Here is a 16,406-nt window from a genome sequence, read left to right on the forward strand (position 1 = left end):
TCATGAAGTCATAACTTGGCTTTCTGCTCGGAGGGAATGAGAATGGGATTTGGTGAAACCATTCGGACTGTTTTAAGGCATAGGTATGCAAAATTCAGTGGCCGGGCTTCGCGCTCTGAATATTGGTGGTTCCAGTTGTTCTACTGGCTGGTGCTGTTGGGTTTTGGCCTTATCTTTGGCGTTCTGATGGCCCTTTTCGACAGAGGTCAGGGTTTCTCTTCTGTTTATCTGATTGCGGTTGTTCCAGCCGCCATATTTATACTGGCTTTGATTGTCCCGGTCATTGCCGTGCAGATACGTCGTTTTCACGACTATAATCTGTCCGGCTGGTGGTATCTGTTGCTCGTGGTGCTTGGCTTTATTCCTTACGTCGGAATTCTTGCAAGTATTGCGGTTGTCGTCATTTCCGTTCTCAAAGGCACCGATGGCCCCAACAAGTTTGGTGCTGATCCCCTGCGACCCGAGGCGACTGCTGACGTTTTTGCCTGAGCAAGGCTGTTCGCATATATCCGGCCTGCTTGCGCCCGCCGTGGCGCAAGCTTCAGCATTTTGCAGGCTGGAATTTGGGCGTTGACGTCTGTCGCTATATTCTAGTGATACGATTGTGTTTTTAGCGCCAGTCAATGTAATGGGGGAGATCAACTGCTGGATTCAACAAAGAAAATTCGTGAATTGTAATCTTCTTCCCACGTACTTATGAGTTGGTTCGCCTTGAAATGTGAGGGTACTCCAGTTCAGGGCTATCGCTGCGCACATGGCATTGTTGAAATCATAGTCTGGTTAACCGCCCGGAGGGAATGAGAATGGGATTTACTGAATCCATTCGGACTGTTTTGAAGCAGAAATATGCAACGTTCAGTGGCCGGGCTTCCCGCTCCGAATACTGGTGGTTCTCTCTGTTTTATACGCTCGTTTTAGCAGCTCTTTTTATAAGCGGCCTTGTTATCAGGATGATAGCAGGCACCGGTGAGGCGTTTTCGCTGGCCTATTTGATTGTGATGATTCCAGCGGCCATATTCATGCTGGCGCTAATCATTCCATTCATTGCGCTGCAGGTTCGCCGTTTTCATGATCGCAATCTGTCGGGCTGGTGGTATCTGCTTCTTATGGTGCTCTCGGCTATTCCCTATGTCGGCTTTCTCGCAAGTATCGCTTCTCTCGTCATAACAATCCTCAAAGGCACTGACGGACCAAACAAGTTCGGTGCCGATCCGCTGCGGCCTGCGGCCACTGCCGAGGTCTTTGCCTGAACAATGATGTTTCGTTTCGCCAGCCTGCTTGCGCTGGGTCTGATCCTTATTTCTTCAACGCTGCCTGCGCCCGTCTGGGCGCAGGATGCAAGCCCTGTATCAAATAGCCAAGGCCCCAGTTCGAGCGAGGCGGGAACCAAATACAAGTCACAATGCTGGCGACACGGCGTCGACTGTTCGCTGGTTTATGGCGATAAATCGAAGGTGCGCTCAACGTCTTCAAACCGAAATACATCTTCTTTCAACCCGAGCGACCCGGTTGTTAACGGACCGTTGGCTATCTTCGTGGTCCTTGGCATACTGGTCCTTGGCCTAGGATTGTGGATGCGCTTTGGAAATGGCGGCGTTTTATTGTCTTCAGCGCCGCGTGAAATGAAACAGCGGCAGGGTGAGGCACCGGAAAGCTGGCGCACTTCGGAAGCTGTCCCCGAGGAAGGGCCAGAGCAATTTCTGCAAAAGATCGCTGCTATGGAAGACAAGCGGCAGGCGCTGGTACAGCTGTTGCGACGCTGCTTGCTTCATGCCGCCGATGTTTCGGGGACGCGGCTGTTCCGCTCCGATACCGAGCGCACGGTCCTTGGCCGGTTGCCGCAAAGCATGCCAAACCGTGAGCAACTGGAAAATCTGCTGGTTGAAGCTGAGCTTGTTCATTATGGCGGACGTGATCTCGCGGAAAATCAGTTTTCCACATTGTTGACCAGTGCCCGGGCCCTGCTCTCTCAGGGAAGGCGTGCCTATGCGTAAGGTCGGCCCAACCGTTTTCTTGGTGATCCTTCTTGGCCTGGTCGCCCTTTTGATCTTTGCCCCTTGGCGCAGCGAGGTCTATGACCGGTCTGTTTTGGGTTCCAAAGGGCTGGAGTTCTGGCTTGCCCAAAAGGGTATACCGGTCGTGCGTTCGGATGAGCATATTTCAAGGAACCGCTCTGAGCTGTCTCTGCGCATCCTGCCTTTGCGTGCGCCGCCACAAAATAGCAATGGAAAAGAATCGTCCGAAGACCAGATTGAATCCTGGGTTCTCGAAGAGAAAATCTATGAATTGTCTACGCTGGTCATCTTCCCAAAATGGCGGGAAACGCTGATTAAGGATGGCATTGCCAAGGGTAACGAACTCTTGTCCACGGATACGGCACTGGCAACATTGACGGCTCTCGGCTTTGCGGATTTACGCCTATTGCAACCTTATAGCGGCTTTGAAGAAGCAGACCTGTCCTTGACGGGTGGTAAGACCCATCGGGTGAAACTCTATCAGGCGCAAGTTTTTGATCGCGCGAAGATGCCCAAAGGCTGCAAGGAACTGGCAGGCTTTTCGGAGGGCGCGTTACTGTTGCAATGCGAGCATTATAATCCGACCTATCTTCTGTCTGACCCGGATCTTATGAACAATCACGGTCTTACGCAGGGCGATAATGCCGATTTTGCCGTGACTTTAGTTAAAAATCTGCGCGGCGAAAACGCGGTCAAGCCCGTTTACCTCGATACCGATACGCGACTTCTGGAAGAAACCGAACAGGAGGAAGAGGGGCGCAGATACGAACGCTCGGCGACGGATTTCGCTCGTTTTTTCGATTACCCTCTGTCGATTATCTGGGGAGCGATCCTGTTCGTGACGGTTATTTCGTTCTGGCGCGGCGCATACCGGTTCGGACCGCCCGTACGTGAGGGCGATGAGCGTATCGAAATATCCAAGACCGTGGCCATCGCCGCCATGGCGCGGCTGTTGCGTCTTTCCGGCAATGACGGACGGATGGCGGCGCAATTTGTGCAACATCTTCTGGCGGACAAGGCAGCACTGGTCTTTGGACCTGCTGCGGCGAATGCCGCTGGCATAGAGCGCCTGTATCAACGCCTTGCCCGGCGTGATGAGGCTCTCTCAGCGCAATTGCGGACAACCGCCCAAGCACTAATTGAGCGCGGCTCGCAGATGAGCCGTTCTGAACTGTATAGCTATCTGGAAACATTCAGAAAATTATTGAGGAGCGCCGACCTTGGGTCTTGATGAATTTCGTAAGCTGATCGCCTCTCTCCGTGGAGAGATCGGTAAAGCCGTTCAGGGTCAGGATGCGCTGATCGATCTCGTGCTGATTTCGATTTTTGCGCGTGGGCATTGCCTCGTCGAGGGCCCTCCCGGCACCGCCAAGACCTTGCTTGCCCGCTCGGTGTCGGCGGTCATGGACATGGAATATCGCCGCATCCAGTTCACGCCCGACCTGATGCCCGGCGATGTGCTTGGCGTCAATCTGTTCAATTTCCAGACCAGCCAGTTCCACCTCACCAAAGGACCGGTTTTCACGGATATACTGCTTGCAGACGAAATCAACCGCGCACCGCCAAAAACACAGTCGGCACTCTTACAGGCCATGAACGAGCGCATGGTGACCATCGATGGAACCGACTATTCGCTTGGCTCGAACTTCTTCGTGCTCGCGACACAAAACCCCATCGAACAGCAGGGAACCTATCCTCTGCCGGAAGCACAGCTCGACCGGTTTCTGTTCAAGTTGGTAGTCGATTTCCCCGATCGTGATACCGAGATTGCCATCCTGTCCAAACATGCAGGCGAAGCCTTGCAATCCGATGAACGTACGGCCGGTATCGCTCGTCTTCTTGATAGCGTCACGCTCGCTGACGGTCGTAATCTGGTCGACAGTATTCATCTGGAGACGGCCATTTTGAGCTACATCGTTGATCTCATTCGCGCCACGCGTTCCGACCCGGATATTCTCCATGGCGCTTCCACGCGTGCAGCTGATGCGTTAGCGGCTGCGGTGCGGGTGCGTGCAGCGTTTGAGGGGCGCGATTACGGGTTGCCGGACGATGTTCAGGCTTTGCTCACACCAGCCTTGCGCCATCGCATCGTGTTGTCTCCTGCAGCCGAAATCGATGGGCGTACCGCTGAAGATGTGCTGAGCAATATCAAGAACCGTGTGGATGCGCCGCGTTAGAGCGCATCCCGAAAAGAGAGCATTTCTCATGAACCAAGTTAAACTGGATATGCTCTAGATGCGGCCCTCTTCGACCCTTGTTGCCCTCGGTCTGCTCTTGACTGCCATCACTGTCATCATCAGTGTGTGGTGGCCCTATCTCGTGCAGTATCTTGTTATGGCCTGGGGGGGTGCGGCGGGCGTTACCATCCTCGATCTTCTGTTGTCGGTTTTTTCCAGCCGGATTGATGCGGACGTCGACATTCCTGCACAGGGTTTTGTTGGACATAAGGCGCGGGTGAAGATTGAGGTGCGTCCGCGAAAAGGGCGTTTGCCGGAAAGGATCAAGGCGCGCCTCGATTTGGCGCCGGAGCTCGCAGGCGAGACCGATCACTTGCCGCCACTTGTTGTTACATCTGATGGTAGTCAGGCGGGCTGTATAGTGCACCTGCCTTTGAAAAGGCGCGGCCAGTACATGGTCCATGCACTGTGGTTGCAATGGCCGTCGCGACTACGCTTGCTTGAGATGATCGCATCAAAACCGGTCGGACGCGAAATCGCTGTTCTGCCGGATATTTCGCCCGTCCTGTCGGGAGCGATTTCCACGCAGATGCTGCCGCTGGAAAATGGTCAAAAAGATATGCGCCTGCGCGGTGAAGGGTCGGAGTTTCATCAGCTGCGCGAATTCGCGCCAGGCATGGACCCGCGCAGCATCGACTGGAAGCGCTCTGCGCGGGTGCGTAATCTGGTGGTGCGTGAAACGCGGGCCGAACGAAACCATCAGATCATTTTATGTGTCGATAGCGGACGCCTTATGGCGGAGCGTCTGGCAGGACTGCCCAAGCTCGACCGTGCCATCAATGCAGCACTCGCCATGTGCTGGGCTGGCGGGCTTGCCGGCGACCTGGTCGGTTTTTATAGTTTCGACAGCCGCCCGCGCCTGTTTACCCCGGCGATGCCGGGACGCGCCGCCTTTTCGAGGTTGCAGACCATTTGTGCGCAATTGCGCTATGAAACGCAGGAAACCAATCATACGCTTGGACTGACGCATCTCTCCGGGCGGCTCAAGCGGCGTTCATTGATCGTGATCTTTTCCGATTTTGTGGACAGTATTACCGCCGAACTGATGATTGAAAATATCGGGGTTCTCGCGCGCCATCACTTTATCGTCTATGTGGCGTTGCGCGATCCGGTCTTGACCAAGCTTGCAGAACCCGACGAACTTAACCTTGAGGCAATCGCCCAGTCGGTTGCCACACGCCAGATATTGCACGAGCGTCGCGCAGTCATGGAGAAGCTCGCGCGCCTTGGTGTTCTTTGTCTCGACAGCACGCCCGAAAGTCTGACATCGGATTTGGTGGCGCGTTATATAGAAATCAAATCGCGTGAGATGATATGAGCGATATCGCCGTTGACGAGAAGGTTAATGTGAACATGGCATCGCCACCGGAACCCGTCGCACCCTTAGCGACGCAGACCGATATGCTGCGTTCCGCGCGCTTTCGGGTCGAACGGGAAGCGCATTGGCGCAATCTGGATGACCTTGTCACCCGGGCGGAAAAAAGCGGTATATCGTCATTGAGCTATGATGAGACCCGCACTCTGGCGACTGAGTATCGTCAGGCGATGAATTCGCTCAGTGTTGCGCGCGATATTTCACTGGATCGGGCTCTGGTCGCTTATTTGGAAAGCCTGTGTTCGCGCGCCTATCTGGTTGTTTACGCGCCACAGGAAAGTATCGGCGGTCTGATTTCCCGTCTGCTGACCCAAGGCATTCCGCAAGCGGTGCGCCGCTCCGCCCTGCCTCTTTTTATCGGTTTTCTCGCGCTGCTTTTTGGTTTCGCCGCAGGATACAAGCTGTTCATGCTGGATCCAAGCTGGTTTTATACGCTGGTGCCACCCGATCTCGGTGATATGCGCACGCCGGAAGCTTCGGCGGATTATCTGCGCAGCACGATTTACGGTAATGAGCGACATGAAAGCGACAGGCTCGCGGTGTTCTCTTCGTTTCTGTTCTCTCACAATACAAGAATCGCTATCCTGATCTTCGCGCTTGGCATTTTTCTCGCCGTCCCAAGCTTCATCCTGACATTCTATAACGGGTTGTTGCTGGGCGCGTTTTTCTCCATGTTCGCGCAAAAGGGGCTCGGATATGATCTGTTTGCCTGGCTATCCATTCATGGTGTAACCGAGCTTGCGGCAATTGCGATTGCCTGTGCGGGCGGGGCGCGGCTGGGGCTCGCCGTCTTGTTGCCGGGGCAACGAAGCCGCCGTGATGCTCTGCGCCATCAGGCGCATGATGCGGTCAAGCTGTTCATTCTGGCAGGCATCATGTTGGTCGCCGCAGCTTTCATCGAGGGCTTTTTGCGACAACTGGTACAGGAACCCGTCTGGCGGCTGGTCATTGGCTGGGGAATGGGAGCGTTCTGGCTGAGCTGGCTTTTACTTTGCGGCAGGGAAAACAAAGCCGCAAATGAGGCGCACGCATGAGCAAGGTTGCAGAGAATACGGGCCGTATCGAACAATTTATCCCGCCCGAAGGTGTGCCGATCAGTTTTTCCATCGCCTCGCTTGGAAGCAGGTTAGGCGCACAACTGCTTGACCTGATCTTCACCTACCTCGTTGTTTATGTCTGCGTTTTGACATTGTTCGTCAGCGGATTGCTGCCATTCGAGGCGCAGTTCATTCTTGCCATACTGCTCGTGTTCTTTCTGCGTATTCCCTATTATATCCTGTCGGAGATGATCTGGAACGGGCGCACACTCGGCAAGAGGATTGTCGGTATCCGCGTCATCAACATGAATGGCCGCCGTCTCACCGCACATCAGGTGACGGCGCGAAATCTCATGAAAGAGGTTGAATTCTTCACCCCATTGACGATGGTTTTTGCCGCTTCATCCCTTTCAGGCTGGGGCATTGCAATCATGCTGATCTGGGTGAGCGTGATCTTTATCGTTCCAATCGCCAATCGTCGCCGTCAGCGACTTGGCGACATGATCGCGGGAACGATGGTGGTGGATAATCCACGCTCCGCGTTGTTGTCCGATCTTGCACTGGCCGCGCCCGCTGTCGTGGCTGATCAGGCCGAATTCGACTTTCTGCCCGAACATCTCGATGTTTACGGAAAATTCGAATTGCAGACATTGGAAGATGTGCTGCGCGATCCGGCAAAAAGCGCTGACGCGCCTGAGGTTGAGCGTATTGCGCAAACGATTGTCCGCAAGATCCGCTATGATGCGCCCGTCAAGCGCGGCCGCGAACTGGCATTTCTACGCGCCTTTTATCGGGCTCAGCGCGAACATCTGGAAACCTTGCGCCTGTTCGGCAATCGACGGGAAAACAAGTTCCATCATACGATAAGCGCGGAAAAATCTGCCGGTTAAACTTCTGCCGACGGCGGAGCAGCGTTGTAATCATAACCGCAATGAGCACATTTTTTACTTGGGATCGGACTGACACGGGAAATCAGTCCCTTGTTGCTGCGATAGGGGGAGAGGCCACAATCAGGACAATAAAAATATAACTCGCCCGCCACCCAGTGCCCACCAAGGATTATTGCCCCGATTATATAACCAGCAGCGCCAAGTTCATCGCCTAAAGCAAACAGCCAGTAGGGAAAAGAACATATGACAATTAGAAACCAGATCGAAAAGAGCCATGCCTGTTTATAGAGTGACATAGAGCATTTCCCATTTACCTTGATTAATAAGCAATACTCTATCCATTTATTGTGACGCATCTTTTCCCGAAAACAATTTCACACTTTTCGGGATGCGCTCCGGTTTCTGTGCGGGCTGAATGAAAGCGGAAGCAGGAAGCAACGTTATAACAGTTTACAAGTAAAGCACGAGGGGGGATTAAAATCGTTTCAGATTTGCGGGGGCGATGCCGTAGTGGGCAATCCGCTCGTGAAATAGGCAAAAATAGCGTTTAGCGATCAATTTAAGAAGATTGTTGCCCAATACCTATTCAAAAAGCCCAAAAATTATCCTAAACGACAACTGATTTTTTCCTTACGCGAGTCTACCAACCCATTCGGGAGATTAAATTTTGGTCAACGTTCACGAAAAGCTTGAACCGATTCTTGAAGATGTCCTTCGTCGCAATGCCGGTGAACATGAGTTTCACCAGGCCGTGCGAGAGGTTCTCGAAAGCGTGGGACGTGTGATCGCCAAACGGCCGCATTACGCCAACAATGCGTTGATCGAGCGCATCTGCGAACCGGAGCGTCAGATCATCTTCCGCGTGCCATGGGTAGACGATCAGGGCCGTGTGCAGATCAATCGCGGTTTTCGCGTCCAGTTCAATTCGGCGCTTGGACCTTATAAGGGTGGCATCCGCTTCCATCCATCGGTCAATGTCGGCATCATTAAGTTTCTCGGCTTCGAGCAGACGTTCAAGAACGCGCTGACCGGCATGCCGATTGGCGGAGGCAAGGGCGGGTCGGATTTCAACCCACGTGGTCGTTCCGACGCGGAGATCATGCGCTTCTGCCAGTCGTTTATGACCGAACTTCAGCGTCATATCGGTGAATATGTTGACGTTCCGGCCGGTGACATCGGTGTCGGCGGACGTGAAATCGGTTACATGTTTGGCCAGTACAAGCGTCTTACCAACCGTTATGAAGCTGGGGTGCTGACCGGTAAAGCGCTTTTTTATGGTGGTTCCAGGGCGCGCACGGAAGCAACTGGCTATGGTGCAACCTATTTTGTGCAGCGCATGCTGCAAACACGAAAGCACGAATTTGACGGTAAGCGCGTCGTGGTGTCGGGTTCGGGCAATGTTGCCGTCTATACCATGGAGAAGGTCATCGAGTTTGGTGGCCGCGTTATCGCCTGTTCGGATTCAAATGGGTTTATCGTCGATGAGAACGGTATCGATCTCGATCTGATCAAGGATATCAAGGAAGTTCGCCGTGCCCGCATTTCCGAATATGCGCAGGAAAAGGGCAAGGGTGTGCGCTATGTCGAGAACGGCTCGATCTGGGATGTGCCTTGCGATGTCGCAATGCCCTCTGCGACACAGAACGAACTGACGGCCAAGAATGCCAAGGCTTTGGTCAATAATGGTGTTATGGCGGTCGGCGAGGGCGCAAATATGCCCTCGACGCCGGAAGCTGTGAAAATTTTCCAGGAAGCAGCCGTACTGTTTGCGCCGGGTAAGGCAGCCAATGCCGGTGGTGTGGCAACATCGGCATTGGAAATGCAGCAGAACGCATCTCGCGACAGCTGGACATTCGAGCAAACCGAGGAGCGACTTGCCGAGATCATGCGCAACATCCATGACACCTGCGCGGAAACAGCTGAGGAATATGGTACGCCGGGTGATTATGTTCTGGGTGCCAATATTGCAGGCTTCGTGCGCGTGGCCGAAGCCATGAATGCGCTTGGCGTCATCTGATGAAACGGACAGGGAAGGCGGAGCGACCTGCTCCGCTTTCTCTCAATAGGACTGCCTCTAACGAGGCTCAAACGCATTTGTTCGAGGTCGTGAAACTGTTGGCATTCGGATGAAGCCCGGCCATTTCAGATATCGGTACTTTTAAAAGCAAAAATCCCGGACGAAGCCGGGATTTTTTTGCCTGTCTGATCAGAAAACTGGAGCGGGCGAAGGGATTCGAACCCTCGACCCCAACCTTGGCAAGGTTGTGCTCTACCCCTGAGCTACACCCGCTCGCGCCAGCCAGCCTCATTTTGATGCTGTCTCATCAGGCAGGCGCTATATGAACCAAGCTTTTTGCGAATGCAACAGGCAAATGACGAGAAATAAGAATTTCCCGATTTTATTGCGCTGTGCGGTTTAAGGCGAGCCGTATGCGGGGAAGCGGCAGAGTTTGTAAACGAAAGCGCGGTATTCGCTCTGCCGCATTCTAATGAAAGCATCAAATCTGCGTTTCAATGGTTACGATGGTAGGCAGTTGGGCTATAAGCTTTGTGTAATTCGCATCGAATAATCACGGAATGGATCGGATCATGGGGCTCTCGCCGAAGGAACTTGTCGATTATCTGGCAAAACAGGGTATTGAGACGTCGACGGTGGAACATCCGCCTCTGTTTACAGTCGCTGATTCTCAAACACTTCGCGGTGAAGTTCCGGGTGGACACACAAAAAACCTGTTCCTGAAGGATAAGAAGGATAATTTCTTTCTCGTTACCGTGGAAGAAGATGCCGTCGTCGATTTGAAATCCATCCATCCGGTGATCGGTGCCGCAAGCCGTGTTTCGTTCGGCAAGCCGGAAAAGCTGATGGAGTATCTCGGTGTCATTCCGGGATCCGTCTCAGTCTTCGGTGCTATCAACGACCGGGATCATCGCGTACAGGTCATTCTGGACGCCGCATTGATGAAATATGATATCATCAATGCGCACCCGCTGACCAATGAGGCGACCACCAGCATCCGGCGCGATGACCTTCTCGCTTTCCTCAAATCGATCGGCCACGAACCACGTATTCTCGCGGTATCGCAAGCAGCGAAGTCAGAAGAAACGATATAGGTTTACGTCTTGAAATCGCGCAAGGCAGACACAAACTGAAAGAACGAAGCCGGTGGTGAGAAACGCCTGAAACCGGAACAGACGAGGGATATTTTATGACCAGCCAGAACAATCCTTACGCCAATGCGGGCGGCCAGATGTCGGCTAATATTTCTTTTGGTTCCGCGACGACAGCCCCTGTCGCGTCGGGGCTGATTAAGGACACAACGACGGCGGGATTTCAGGCTGACGTGATCGCTGAATCGCGCAAGCAGCCAGTGCTTGTGGATTTCTGGGCACCCTGGTGCGGCCCATGCAAGCAGTTGACGCCGATCATCGAAAAGTCGGTCAACGAGGCGGGTGGTGCCGTCAAGCTGGTTAAGATGAATATCGACGATCATCCGTCCATTCCCGGGCAGCTCGGCATCCAATCCATTCCTGCTGTGATCGCCTTCGTTGACGGTCAGCCGGTGGATGGTTTCATGGGTGCCCAGCCTGAATCCAAGGTCAAGGAATTTATCGCCAAACTAGGCGGTCCGAGCGATCAGGAAGCCGCAATTTCCGATGCCATCGCAGCCGGTAACGAACTGCTGGCGGCCGGTGAATTCGTTCAGGCGGGCGAAATTTTCAATTCTGTTCTTCAGGTCGTGCCGGATAATCTCGATGCGGTCGTCGGGCTTGCGACCTGTATTCTGGAATCCGGGGATGAGCAAAAGGCACGCGAAATACTGGAGAGTGTGAGTGCAGACAAGCGCGAGGCGGCAGCCGTTCGCGCACTGGAAGCAAAGCTTGCGCTTGCCGATCAGGTCAAGCTGATCGGTGATCCGGTTGAACTGGAGCGGCGTATTCAGCTTGACGCCAATGACTATCAGGCGCGGTTCGATCTGGCGCATGTGCGCAATGCACAAGGACGGCGCGACGATGCGGCCAATGAATTGCTGGCGATCATGAAGGCGGACCGCGCGTGGAACGATGACGGCGCGCGCAAGCAGTTGTTGCAGTTTTTCGAAGCCTGGGGCAACGCTGATGCTGCGACCCTTGCAGCGCGCCGCAAGTTGTCCTCGCTCCTGTTTTCTTGAGAGAACAAGCCGCAAAGGGAGGTTGCAATGCAGGTTGGCAATGCTCGTTATCGAACGGGCGACGACATACCGGATCAGGTGCCGGTGTTCCCCTTAAAGGGAGCGCTGCTTCTACCTGGCGGTCAACTTCCACTCAATATTTTTGAGCCACGCTATCTGGAAATGGTCGAGCACGCGCTGGCGGGTAAACGCATTATCGGCATGATCCAGCCCCGTATCGAGGGCGATGACGATGAGGCCGTGGCGCAACTCGATGAAACGGTCAACCCGCCGTTGAGCACTGTCGGTTGCCTTGGCCGCATCACCACCTATGCCGAGACTGGCGATGGACGTCTCCTCATCACCTTGCAAGGCATCTGTCGTTTCCGGGTGCGCGAGGAGGTCAATTGCCGCTCACCCTATCGCCAGTGCCAAATCATACCTTTTTTGGCCGATCTCGAAGAAACACGTGATGCTGGCGAGATCGACCGTGAGGCGCTTTTGCAGGCGTTTCGTGATTATCTTGAAGCCCATAATCTGGAAGCGGACTGGGACAATATTGCACGTGCTGGCAATGAAACGCTCGTCAACGCGTTGTCGATCATGTCGCCTTTCAGCCCGGCTGAAAAACAGGCATTGCTGGAAGCGCCTGATCTCACGACCCGTGCCGCGACGCTGATCGCTATCACCGAAATGGTTCTGGCCAAGGAAAAAGACAATGATTTCGGCTCGCGACTGCAATGAAGGAGTGGCGATAATGGACAACAAAGTCAAAAGTACAGAAATAGATGTCCGTCTTCTCGAACTCTTGGTCTGCCCGTTGACCAAGGGGCCGCTGGAATATGATGCCGCACGATCCGAGCTTGTTTCACACAAAGCGCGGCTTGCTTATCCGGTGCGCGGCGGCATCCCGATCATGCTGCCGTCGGAAGCACGCACGATCGATGCGAATGAAGGCAAAAACAGCTGATAGTCTTGCCGCGATGGTTATTTAATTTCCTACATTCCGGTAAAAATTTTCATTAATTTCATTGCTGCTTGTTGTTGCCTGCCCTGAGCCGGAGTTCTATAAGGCTTACGGAACAGTTTTGACCGTCAGGAGCAAGCCGCTCGTTTGCTTCTATTTCTAGTTTAAAAACAGAGGCATGGCATCATGGCATCGCGCAAACTTTTTCTTCTGCCCGGCGACGGGATCGGCCCCGAAGCGATGGCGGAAGTCCGCAAGATTATCGCTTTTCTCAATTCGGATCTGAAACTGGGTTTCGAAACTGATGAGGGACTTGTCGGCGGCTGTGCTTATGATGCGCATGGCAAGGCGATTTCCGACGCGGATATGGAAAAGGCTATTGCCGCTGATGCCGTTCTGTTTGGTGCGGTGGGCGGGCCGAAATGGGATGATGTCCCTTATGAAGTGCGCCCGGAAGCCGGACTGCTGCGTTTGCGCAAGGACATGGAGCTTTATGCAAATCTGCGTCCGGCCATTTGTTACCCGGCATTGGCGCAATCCTCCTCGCTCAAGCCCGAAGTGGTCGAGGGGCTGGACATTCTCATCGTGCGTGAATTGACTGGCGGCGTCTATTTCGGTGAACCGAAAGAAATCATCGACCTCGGTAACGGCCAGAAGCGCGGCATCGACACGCAGGTTTACGATACCTACGAAATTGAACGCATTGCCGATGTGGCTTTCGAGCTGGCGCGCACGCGCCGCAACAAGGTCACTTCGATGGAAAAGCGCAATGTCATGAAATCGGGCGTGCTCTGGAATCAGGTCGTAACCGCGCGTCACAAGGAAAAGCATGGCGAGGTCGAGCTCGATCACATGCTGGCGGATGCCGGCGGCATGCAGCTCGTGCGCTGGCCAAAGCAGTTTGATGTTATCGTCACCGACAATCTTTTTGGTGACATGCTTTCAGATGTTGCCGCCATGCTGACAGGCTCGCTTGGCATGTTGCCTTCCGCGTCTCTGGGTGCGGCTGATGCGAAGAGCGGTAAGCGCAAGGCGCTCTATGAGCCGGTGCATGGCTCGGCACCCGACATTGCGGGTAAAGGGATCGCCAATCCGATCGCCATGATTGCTTCGCTTGCGATGTGCTTGCGCTATTCGTTCAATCTGGTGGCCGAGGCCGACCGTCTGGAAACAGCGATTGCCGGTGTCCTTGATGAAGGGCTGCGCACCGCCGATATTTGGTCGGAAGGTACCAAACAGATCACAACAGGCGAAATGGGTGATGCGATCCTTGGAAAGTTCAAGGCCTTGTCCTGATCGAATTTCCCTATGGATTATGAAAACAAAAACGCCGCCCGAAAGGGCGGCGTTTCTGGTTGTCAGCGGAAGAGCGATTATTCCACCTTGTTCAGATCGACATCCTTGGTTTCCTTGACGAACAGAATGCCAATGACGAGTGTTATGGTTGCAATGATGATTGGATACCAGAGGCCATAATAAATATCCCCCTTAGCCGCGCTCATTGCAAAGACGGTTGCTGGCAGAAGGCCACCGAACCAGCCATTACCGATATGATATGGTAAAGACATACCGGTATAACGGATGCGGGTCGGGAACATTTCGACAAGGATCGCAGCAATCGGGCCATAAACCATTGTGACATAGATCACGAGTACAGTGAGAATGGCGATGGTCATAACCCAGTTGATCCGATCCGGATCCGCAACCATCTTGAATGCCCCTGCATTCGGGATGGTATAGACGGCTTGTTCGGGTAGAGCAGCCGCATCAGCTTCAGCCTGCGTCAAAATTTTGTTCTTGACGAGATCTGCGCTTGCTAATGTTGTTTTTTCACCCGCTCTGATAGCATCGGCATTTAGTTCCAATTCCGGATTGGATGCTATGAACGCTTCAAGCTGGGAATCTGCAACCTTTGCCGGGCTGCGGACCAGTGGCCAGCCAGCTTTTTGCAAAGCCAGATTGATGTCATGGGTGAGTGCAGCCTGTCTGGCAGGAGCGTTCGTTCCTTCCTGAACCGCGTCAAAAGATGTGATCGTTGCATCACCAATTTTAACGGTTGCAGGCTGTCCGGCTGGCCCCTCGACAACATCATAAGGTACGGCACTGCGTGACAAAAAGCTCGTGGCAAGATCGCAAGAGCTGGTGAACTTGGCTGTGCCGGTTGCATTAAACTGGAAGTTACAATCGCCGGGGGCTGCTGTAACTGTTGCGCGGATCGTTTGTTCAGCCTGAGCAAGTGCGGGATTTGCGGCATGCGTCAGAGCTTTGAACAGCGGGAAGTAGGTCAAGATGGCCAACAACAAACCAGCCATGATGATTGGCTTGCGTCCGATCTTGTCTGAAAGCCAGCCAAACACGACGAAGAAACCAGTACCAAGAATAAGCGCTGTCGCCACCATGATATTTGCAGACTGATTTTCAACTTTGAGCACATTTTGCAGGAAAAACAATGCGTAGAACTGACCGCAATACCAGACAACGGCCTGGCCTGCTGTCAGGCCGAAAAGGGCGATAAGGGCAATTTTCGCATTTTTCCACTGACCAAAGGCTTCGGAAAGGGGGGCTTTTGATGTTTTCCCTTCTTCCTTCATTCTCTTGAATGCTGGCGATTCATTCATCTGCAAACGAATCCAGACAGAAACACCAAGCAGGAAAATTGAGAAGATAAACGGAATACGCCAGCCCCATGCGGCAAATGACTCTGTCGTCATAATGTTCTGAACGCTGAGAATCACCATCAACGACAGAAACAGGCCGAGTGTGGCCGTGGTTTGAATCCATGAAGTATAAAAACCGCGCCGGCCGTTGGGCGCATGTTCGGCAACATAGGTTGCAGCGCCGCCGTATTCACCGCCGAGCGCCAGTCCCTGCAACATGCGCAGAATGATCAGGATTGTCGGTGCGATGATGCCCAATGTGGCCGAACCAGGAAGAATGCCGACAAGGAATGTCGATGCGCCCATGATGACGATGGTGATGAGAAAAGTATATTTTCTGCCCACAAGGTCACCGATGCGGCCAAAGAAAAGTGCACCAAACGGGCGCACCAGAAAACCTGCAGCAAAAGCCAGTAAGACAAAGATGTTTCGTGTTGTTTCTGGATATTCATTGAAGAACGCTGCGCCGATGAAGGCAGCGAGTGTTCCATACAGATAAAAATCATACCATTCAAAAACAGTTCCAAGCGATGATGCAAAGATAACCTTGCGCTCTTCGCGTGTCATTTTTTTTGTACCGGAATCGGCACTTGAAGAAACTGCCATTAATCTGTCCTCCCAAACAGAACTATATAAAACGGACTTCTCATTTCGTTCCTGATGGGGGAAATACCCGACAAGAGAAATATTGAGCAAATGAGATCCGTCCAATGCGCCGCACCGCTTTCCTCTCAGCGAACAACGCTCTCTACACACTTGCATGATGAACTGAAAATGCAGATTCGGGGAGTAAGTCTTTAGTATGAGACAGGTTTGACAGTGCCGGAATGCCGCTTTCTTTATGAAACTAGCAAAAAATATGCTTCTTGCGATCGCTGATAATTGACTCCCTGCATAAAGCGCGTAAAAGCAAACTCGAACGAAGGAGAACTCGCGTGGAACGCGTCATCATAGCGTCAGCTTTGTCAGAAAGCGCCGGTATTTTTACCGGGCAAGCGTGTATGTCTTCAATTTCCAAAAAAACTATGGCCATTACCAAAACGACCACCAAAACGGTCTGATCCCTTGGCCTGCTCGCCC

At 53.2% G+C, this 16,406-nt stretch carries 16 protein-coding genes and 1 tRNA gene; 14 read left to right on the top strand and 3 right to left on the bottom strand.

The window, feature by feature from the left end:
• The first annotated feature begins 42 nt into the window (after positions 1 to 42).
• The 8 genes from AAIB41_RS12645 to AAIB41_RS12680 all read left to right on the top strand — a co-directional run bounded on the left by AAIB41_RS12645 (position 43) and on the right by AAIB41_RS12680 (position 7,554).
• On the top strand, positions 43 to 489 hold the full coding sequence (locus tag AAIB41_RS12645) for a DUF805 domain-containing protein (RefSeq protein WP_343315646.1): 447 nt from the start codon (positions 43 to 45) through the stop codon (positions 487 to 489).
• 314 nt (positions 490 to 803) lie between these two features.
• The gene (locus tag AAIB41_RS12650; protein WP_343315647.1) at positions 804 to 1,250 is read left to right on the top strand and encodes a DUF805 domain-containing protein; all 447 of its coding nucleotides are present in this window, start codon (positions 804 to 806) and stop codon (positions 1,248 to 1,250) included.
• A 3-nt stretch (positions 1,251 to 1,253) separates the two neighbouring features.
• Positions 1,254 to 1,994 (top strand): hypothetical protein, encoded by a 741-nt coding sequence (locus tag AAIB41_RS12655; protein WP_343315648.1) that lies wholly within the window; start codon positions 1,254 to 1,256, stop codon positions 1,992 to 1,994.
• The gene (locus tag AAIB41_RS12660; RefSeq protein WP_343315649.1) at positions 1,987 to 3,246 is read left to right on the top strand and encodes a hypothetical protein; all 1,260 of its coding nucleotides are present in this window, start codon (positions 1,987 to 1,989) and stop codon (positions 3,244 to 3,246) included. The genes AAIB41_RS12655 and AAIB41_RS12660 overlap by 8 nt, the downstream gene beginning before the upstream one ends.
• The gene (locus AAIB41_RS12665; protein WP_343315650.1) at positions 3,236 to 4,192 is read left to right on the top strand and encodes a MoxR family ATPase; all 957 of its coding nucleotides are present in this window, start codon (positions 3,236 to 3,238) and stop codon (positions 4,190 to 4,192) included. Before AAIB41_RS12660 ends, AAIB41_RS12665 begins: the two co-directional genes overlap by 11 nt.
• 58 nt (positions 4,193 to 4,250) lie before the next feature.
• Positions 4,251 to 5,570: a DUF58 domain-containing protein gene (locus AAIB41_RS12670; protein WP_343315651.1), complete on the top strand. Its 1,320-nt coding sequence runs from the start codon at positions 4,251 to 4,253 to the stop codon at positions 5,568 to 5,570.
• A 35-nt stretch (positions 5,571 to 5,605) separates the two neighbouring features.
• Entirely contained in the window at positions 5,606 to 6,661 is a 1,056-nt protein-coding gene (locus AAIB41_RS12675; RefSeq protein WP_343316059.1) for a stage II sporulation protein M, read from the top strand.
• On the top strand, positions 6,658 to 7,554 hold the full coding sequence (locus AAIB41_RS12680; RefSeq protein ID WP_343315652.1) for an RDD family protein: 897 nt from the start codon (positions 6,658 to 6,660) through the stop codon (positions 7,552 to 7,554). Before AAIB41_RS12675 ends, AAIB41_RS12680 begins: the two co-directional genes overlap by 4 nt.
• Here the strand turns inward: AAIB41_RS12680 and AAIB41_RS12685 are convergent.
• Positions 7,551 to 7,850, bottom strand: coding sequence for a hypothetical protein (locus tag AAIB41_RS12685; RefSeq protein WP_343315653.1), 300 nt, complete (start codon positions 7,848 to 7,850; stop codon positions 7,551 to 7,553). The genes AAIB41_RS12680 and AAIB41_RS12685 overlap by 4 nt on opposite strands.
• A gap of 371 nt (positions 7,851 to 8,221) precedes the next feature.
• Here AAIB41_RS12685 and gdhA point away from each other — a divergent pair, with 371 nt between their 5' ends.
• Positions 8,222 to 9,571, top strand: a complete 1,350-nt coding sequence (gene gdhA, locus AAIB41_RS12690; RefSeq protein WP_343315654.1) for an NADP-specific glutamate dehydrogenase — start codon at positions 8,222 to 8,224, stop codon at positions 9,569 to 9,571.
• A 198-nt stretch (positions 9,572 to 9,769) separates the two neighbouring features.
• Here the strand turns inward: gdhA and AAIB41_RS12695 are convergent.
• Positions 9,770 to 9,844: transfer RNA gene (locus AAIB41_RS12695), tRNA-Gly, on the bottom strand.
• A gap of 299 nt (positions 9,845 to 10,143) precedes the next feature.
• Between AAIB41_RS12695 and AAIB41_RS12700 the strand changes: the two genes are divergently transcribed.
• The 5 genes from AAIB41_RS12700 (at position 10,144) to leuB (ending at position 13,965) form a co-directional block, all read left to right on the top strand.
• Complete coding sequence (locus tag AAIB41_RS12700) at positions 10,144 to 10,665, top strand: prolyl-tRNA synthetase associated domain-containing protein (RefSeq protein ID WP_343315655.1); 522 nt, start codon at positions 10,144 to 10,146, stop codon at positions 10,663 to 10,665.
• A 95-nt stretch (positions 10,666 to 10,760) separates the two neighbouring features.
• Entirely contained in the window at positions 10,761 to 11,723 is a 963-nt protein-coding gene (trxA, locus tag AAIB41_RS12705; protein WP_343315656.1) for a thioredoxin, read from the top strand.
• Between the two features lie 27 nt (positions 11,724 to 11,750).
• Positions 11,751 to 12,446 carry an LON peptidase substrate-binding domain-containing protein gene (locus AAIB41_RS12710; protein WP_343315657.1) on the top strand — a complete coding sequence of 232 codons (696 nt, stop codon included), beginning with the start codon at positions 11,751 to 11,753 and terminating at the stop codon, positions 12,444 to 12,446.
• Between the two features lie 13 nt (positions 12,447 to 12,459).
• Entirely contained in the window at positions 12,460 to 12,672 is a 213-nt protein-coding gene (locus tag AAIB41_RS12715; protein ID WP_343315658.1) for a Trm112 family protein, read from the top strand.
• A 183-nt stretch (positions 12,673 to 12,855) separates the two neighbouring features.
• Positions 12,856 to 13,965 carry a 3-isopropylmalate dehydrogenase gene (gene leuB, locus AAIB41_RS12720; protein WP_343315659.1) on the top strand — a complete coding sequence of 370 codons (1,110 nt, stop codon included), beginning with the start codon at positions 12,856 to 12,858 and terminating at the stop codon, positions 13,963 to 13,965.
• Positions 13,966 to 14,042: 77 nt separating this feature from the next.
• Here the strand turns inward: leuB and AAIB41_RS12725 are convergent, their stop codons facing one another.
• On the bottom strand, positions 14,043 to 15,932 hold the full coding sequence (locus AAIB41_RS12725) for an MFS transporter (RefSeq protein WP_343315660.1): 1,890 nt from the start codon (positions 15,930 to 15,932) through the stop codon (positions 14,043 to 14,045).
• Positions 15,933 to 16,406 lie beyond the last annotated feature (474 nt).

Origin of the sequence: Brucella sp. BE17, from assembly GCF_039545455.1 — a bacterium.
Taxonomy (GTDB): domain Bacteria; phylum Pseudomonadota; class Alphaproteobacteria; order Rhizobiales; family Rhizobiaceae; genus Brucella.

What these genes read in the sequence shown, in the direction of transcription:
- AAIB41_RS12715 (WP_343315658.1), top strand. Translation starts at nt 12,460, where the DNA reads ATGGACAACAAAGTCAAAAGTACAGAAATAGATGTCCGTCTTCTCGAA.
- leuB (WP_343315659.1), top strand. Translation starts at nt 12,856, where the DNA reads ATGGCATCGCGCAAACTTTTTCTTCTGCCCGGCGACGGGATCGGCCCC.
- AAIB41_RS12675 (WP_343316059.1), top strand. Translation starts at nt 5,606, where the DNA reads ATGGCATCGCCACCGGAACCCGTCGCACCCTTAGCGACGCAGACCGAT.
- AAIB41_RS12660 (WP_343315649.1), top strand. Translation starts at nt 1,987, where the DNA reads ATGCGTAAGGTCGGCCCAACCGTTTTCTTGGTGATCCTTCTTGGCCTG.
- AAIB41_RS12710 (WP_343315657.1), top strand. Translation starts at nt 11,751, where the DNA reads ATGCAGGTTGGCAATGCTCGTTATCGAACGGGCGACGACATACCGGAT.
- trxA (WP_343315656.1), top strand. Translation starts at nt 10,761, where the DNA reads ATGACCAGCCAGAACAATCCTTACGCCAATGCGGGCGGCCAGATGTCG.
- AAIB41_RS12650 (WP_343315647.1), top strand. Translation starts at nt 804, where the DNA reads ATGGGATTTACTGAATCCATTCGGACTGTTTTGAAGCAGAAATATGCA.
- AAIB41_RS12645 (WP_343315646.1), top strand. Translation starts at nt 43, where the DNA reads ATGGGATTTGGTGAAACCATTCGGACTGTTTTAAGGCATAGGTATGCA.
- AAIB41_RS12685 (WP_343315653.1), bottom strand. Translation starts at nt 7,850, where the DNA reads ATGTCACTCTATAAACAGGCATGGCTCTTTTCGATCTGGTTTCTAATT.
- AAIB41_RS12725 (WP_343315660.1), bottom strand. Translation starts at nt 15,932, where the DNA reads ATGGCAGTTTCTTCAAGTGCCGATTCCGGTACAAAAAAAATGACACGC.
- AAIB41_RS12700 (WP_343315655.1), top strand. Translation starts at nt 10,144, where the DNA reads ATGGGGCTCTCGCCGAAGGAACTTGTCGATTATCTGGCAAAACAGGGT.
- AAIB41_RS12680 (WP_343315652.1), top strand. Translation starts at nt 6,658, where the DNA reads ATGAGCAAGGTTGCAGAGAATACGGGCCGTATCGAACAATTTATCCCG.
- AAIB41_RS12670 (WP_343315651.1), top strand. Translation starts at nt 4,251, where the DNA reads ATGCGGCCCTCTTCGACCCTTGTTGCCCTCGGTCTGCTCTTGACTGCC.
- AAIB41_RS12655 (WP_343315648.1), top strand. Translation starts at nt 1,254, where the DNA reads ATGATGTTTCGTTTCGCCAGCCTGCTTGCGCTGGGTCTGATCCTTATT.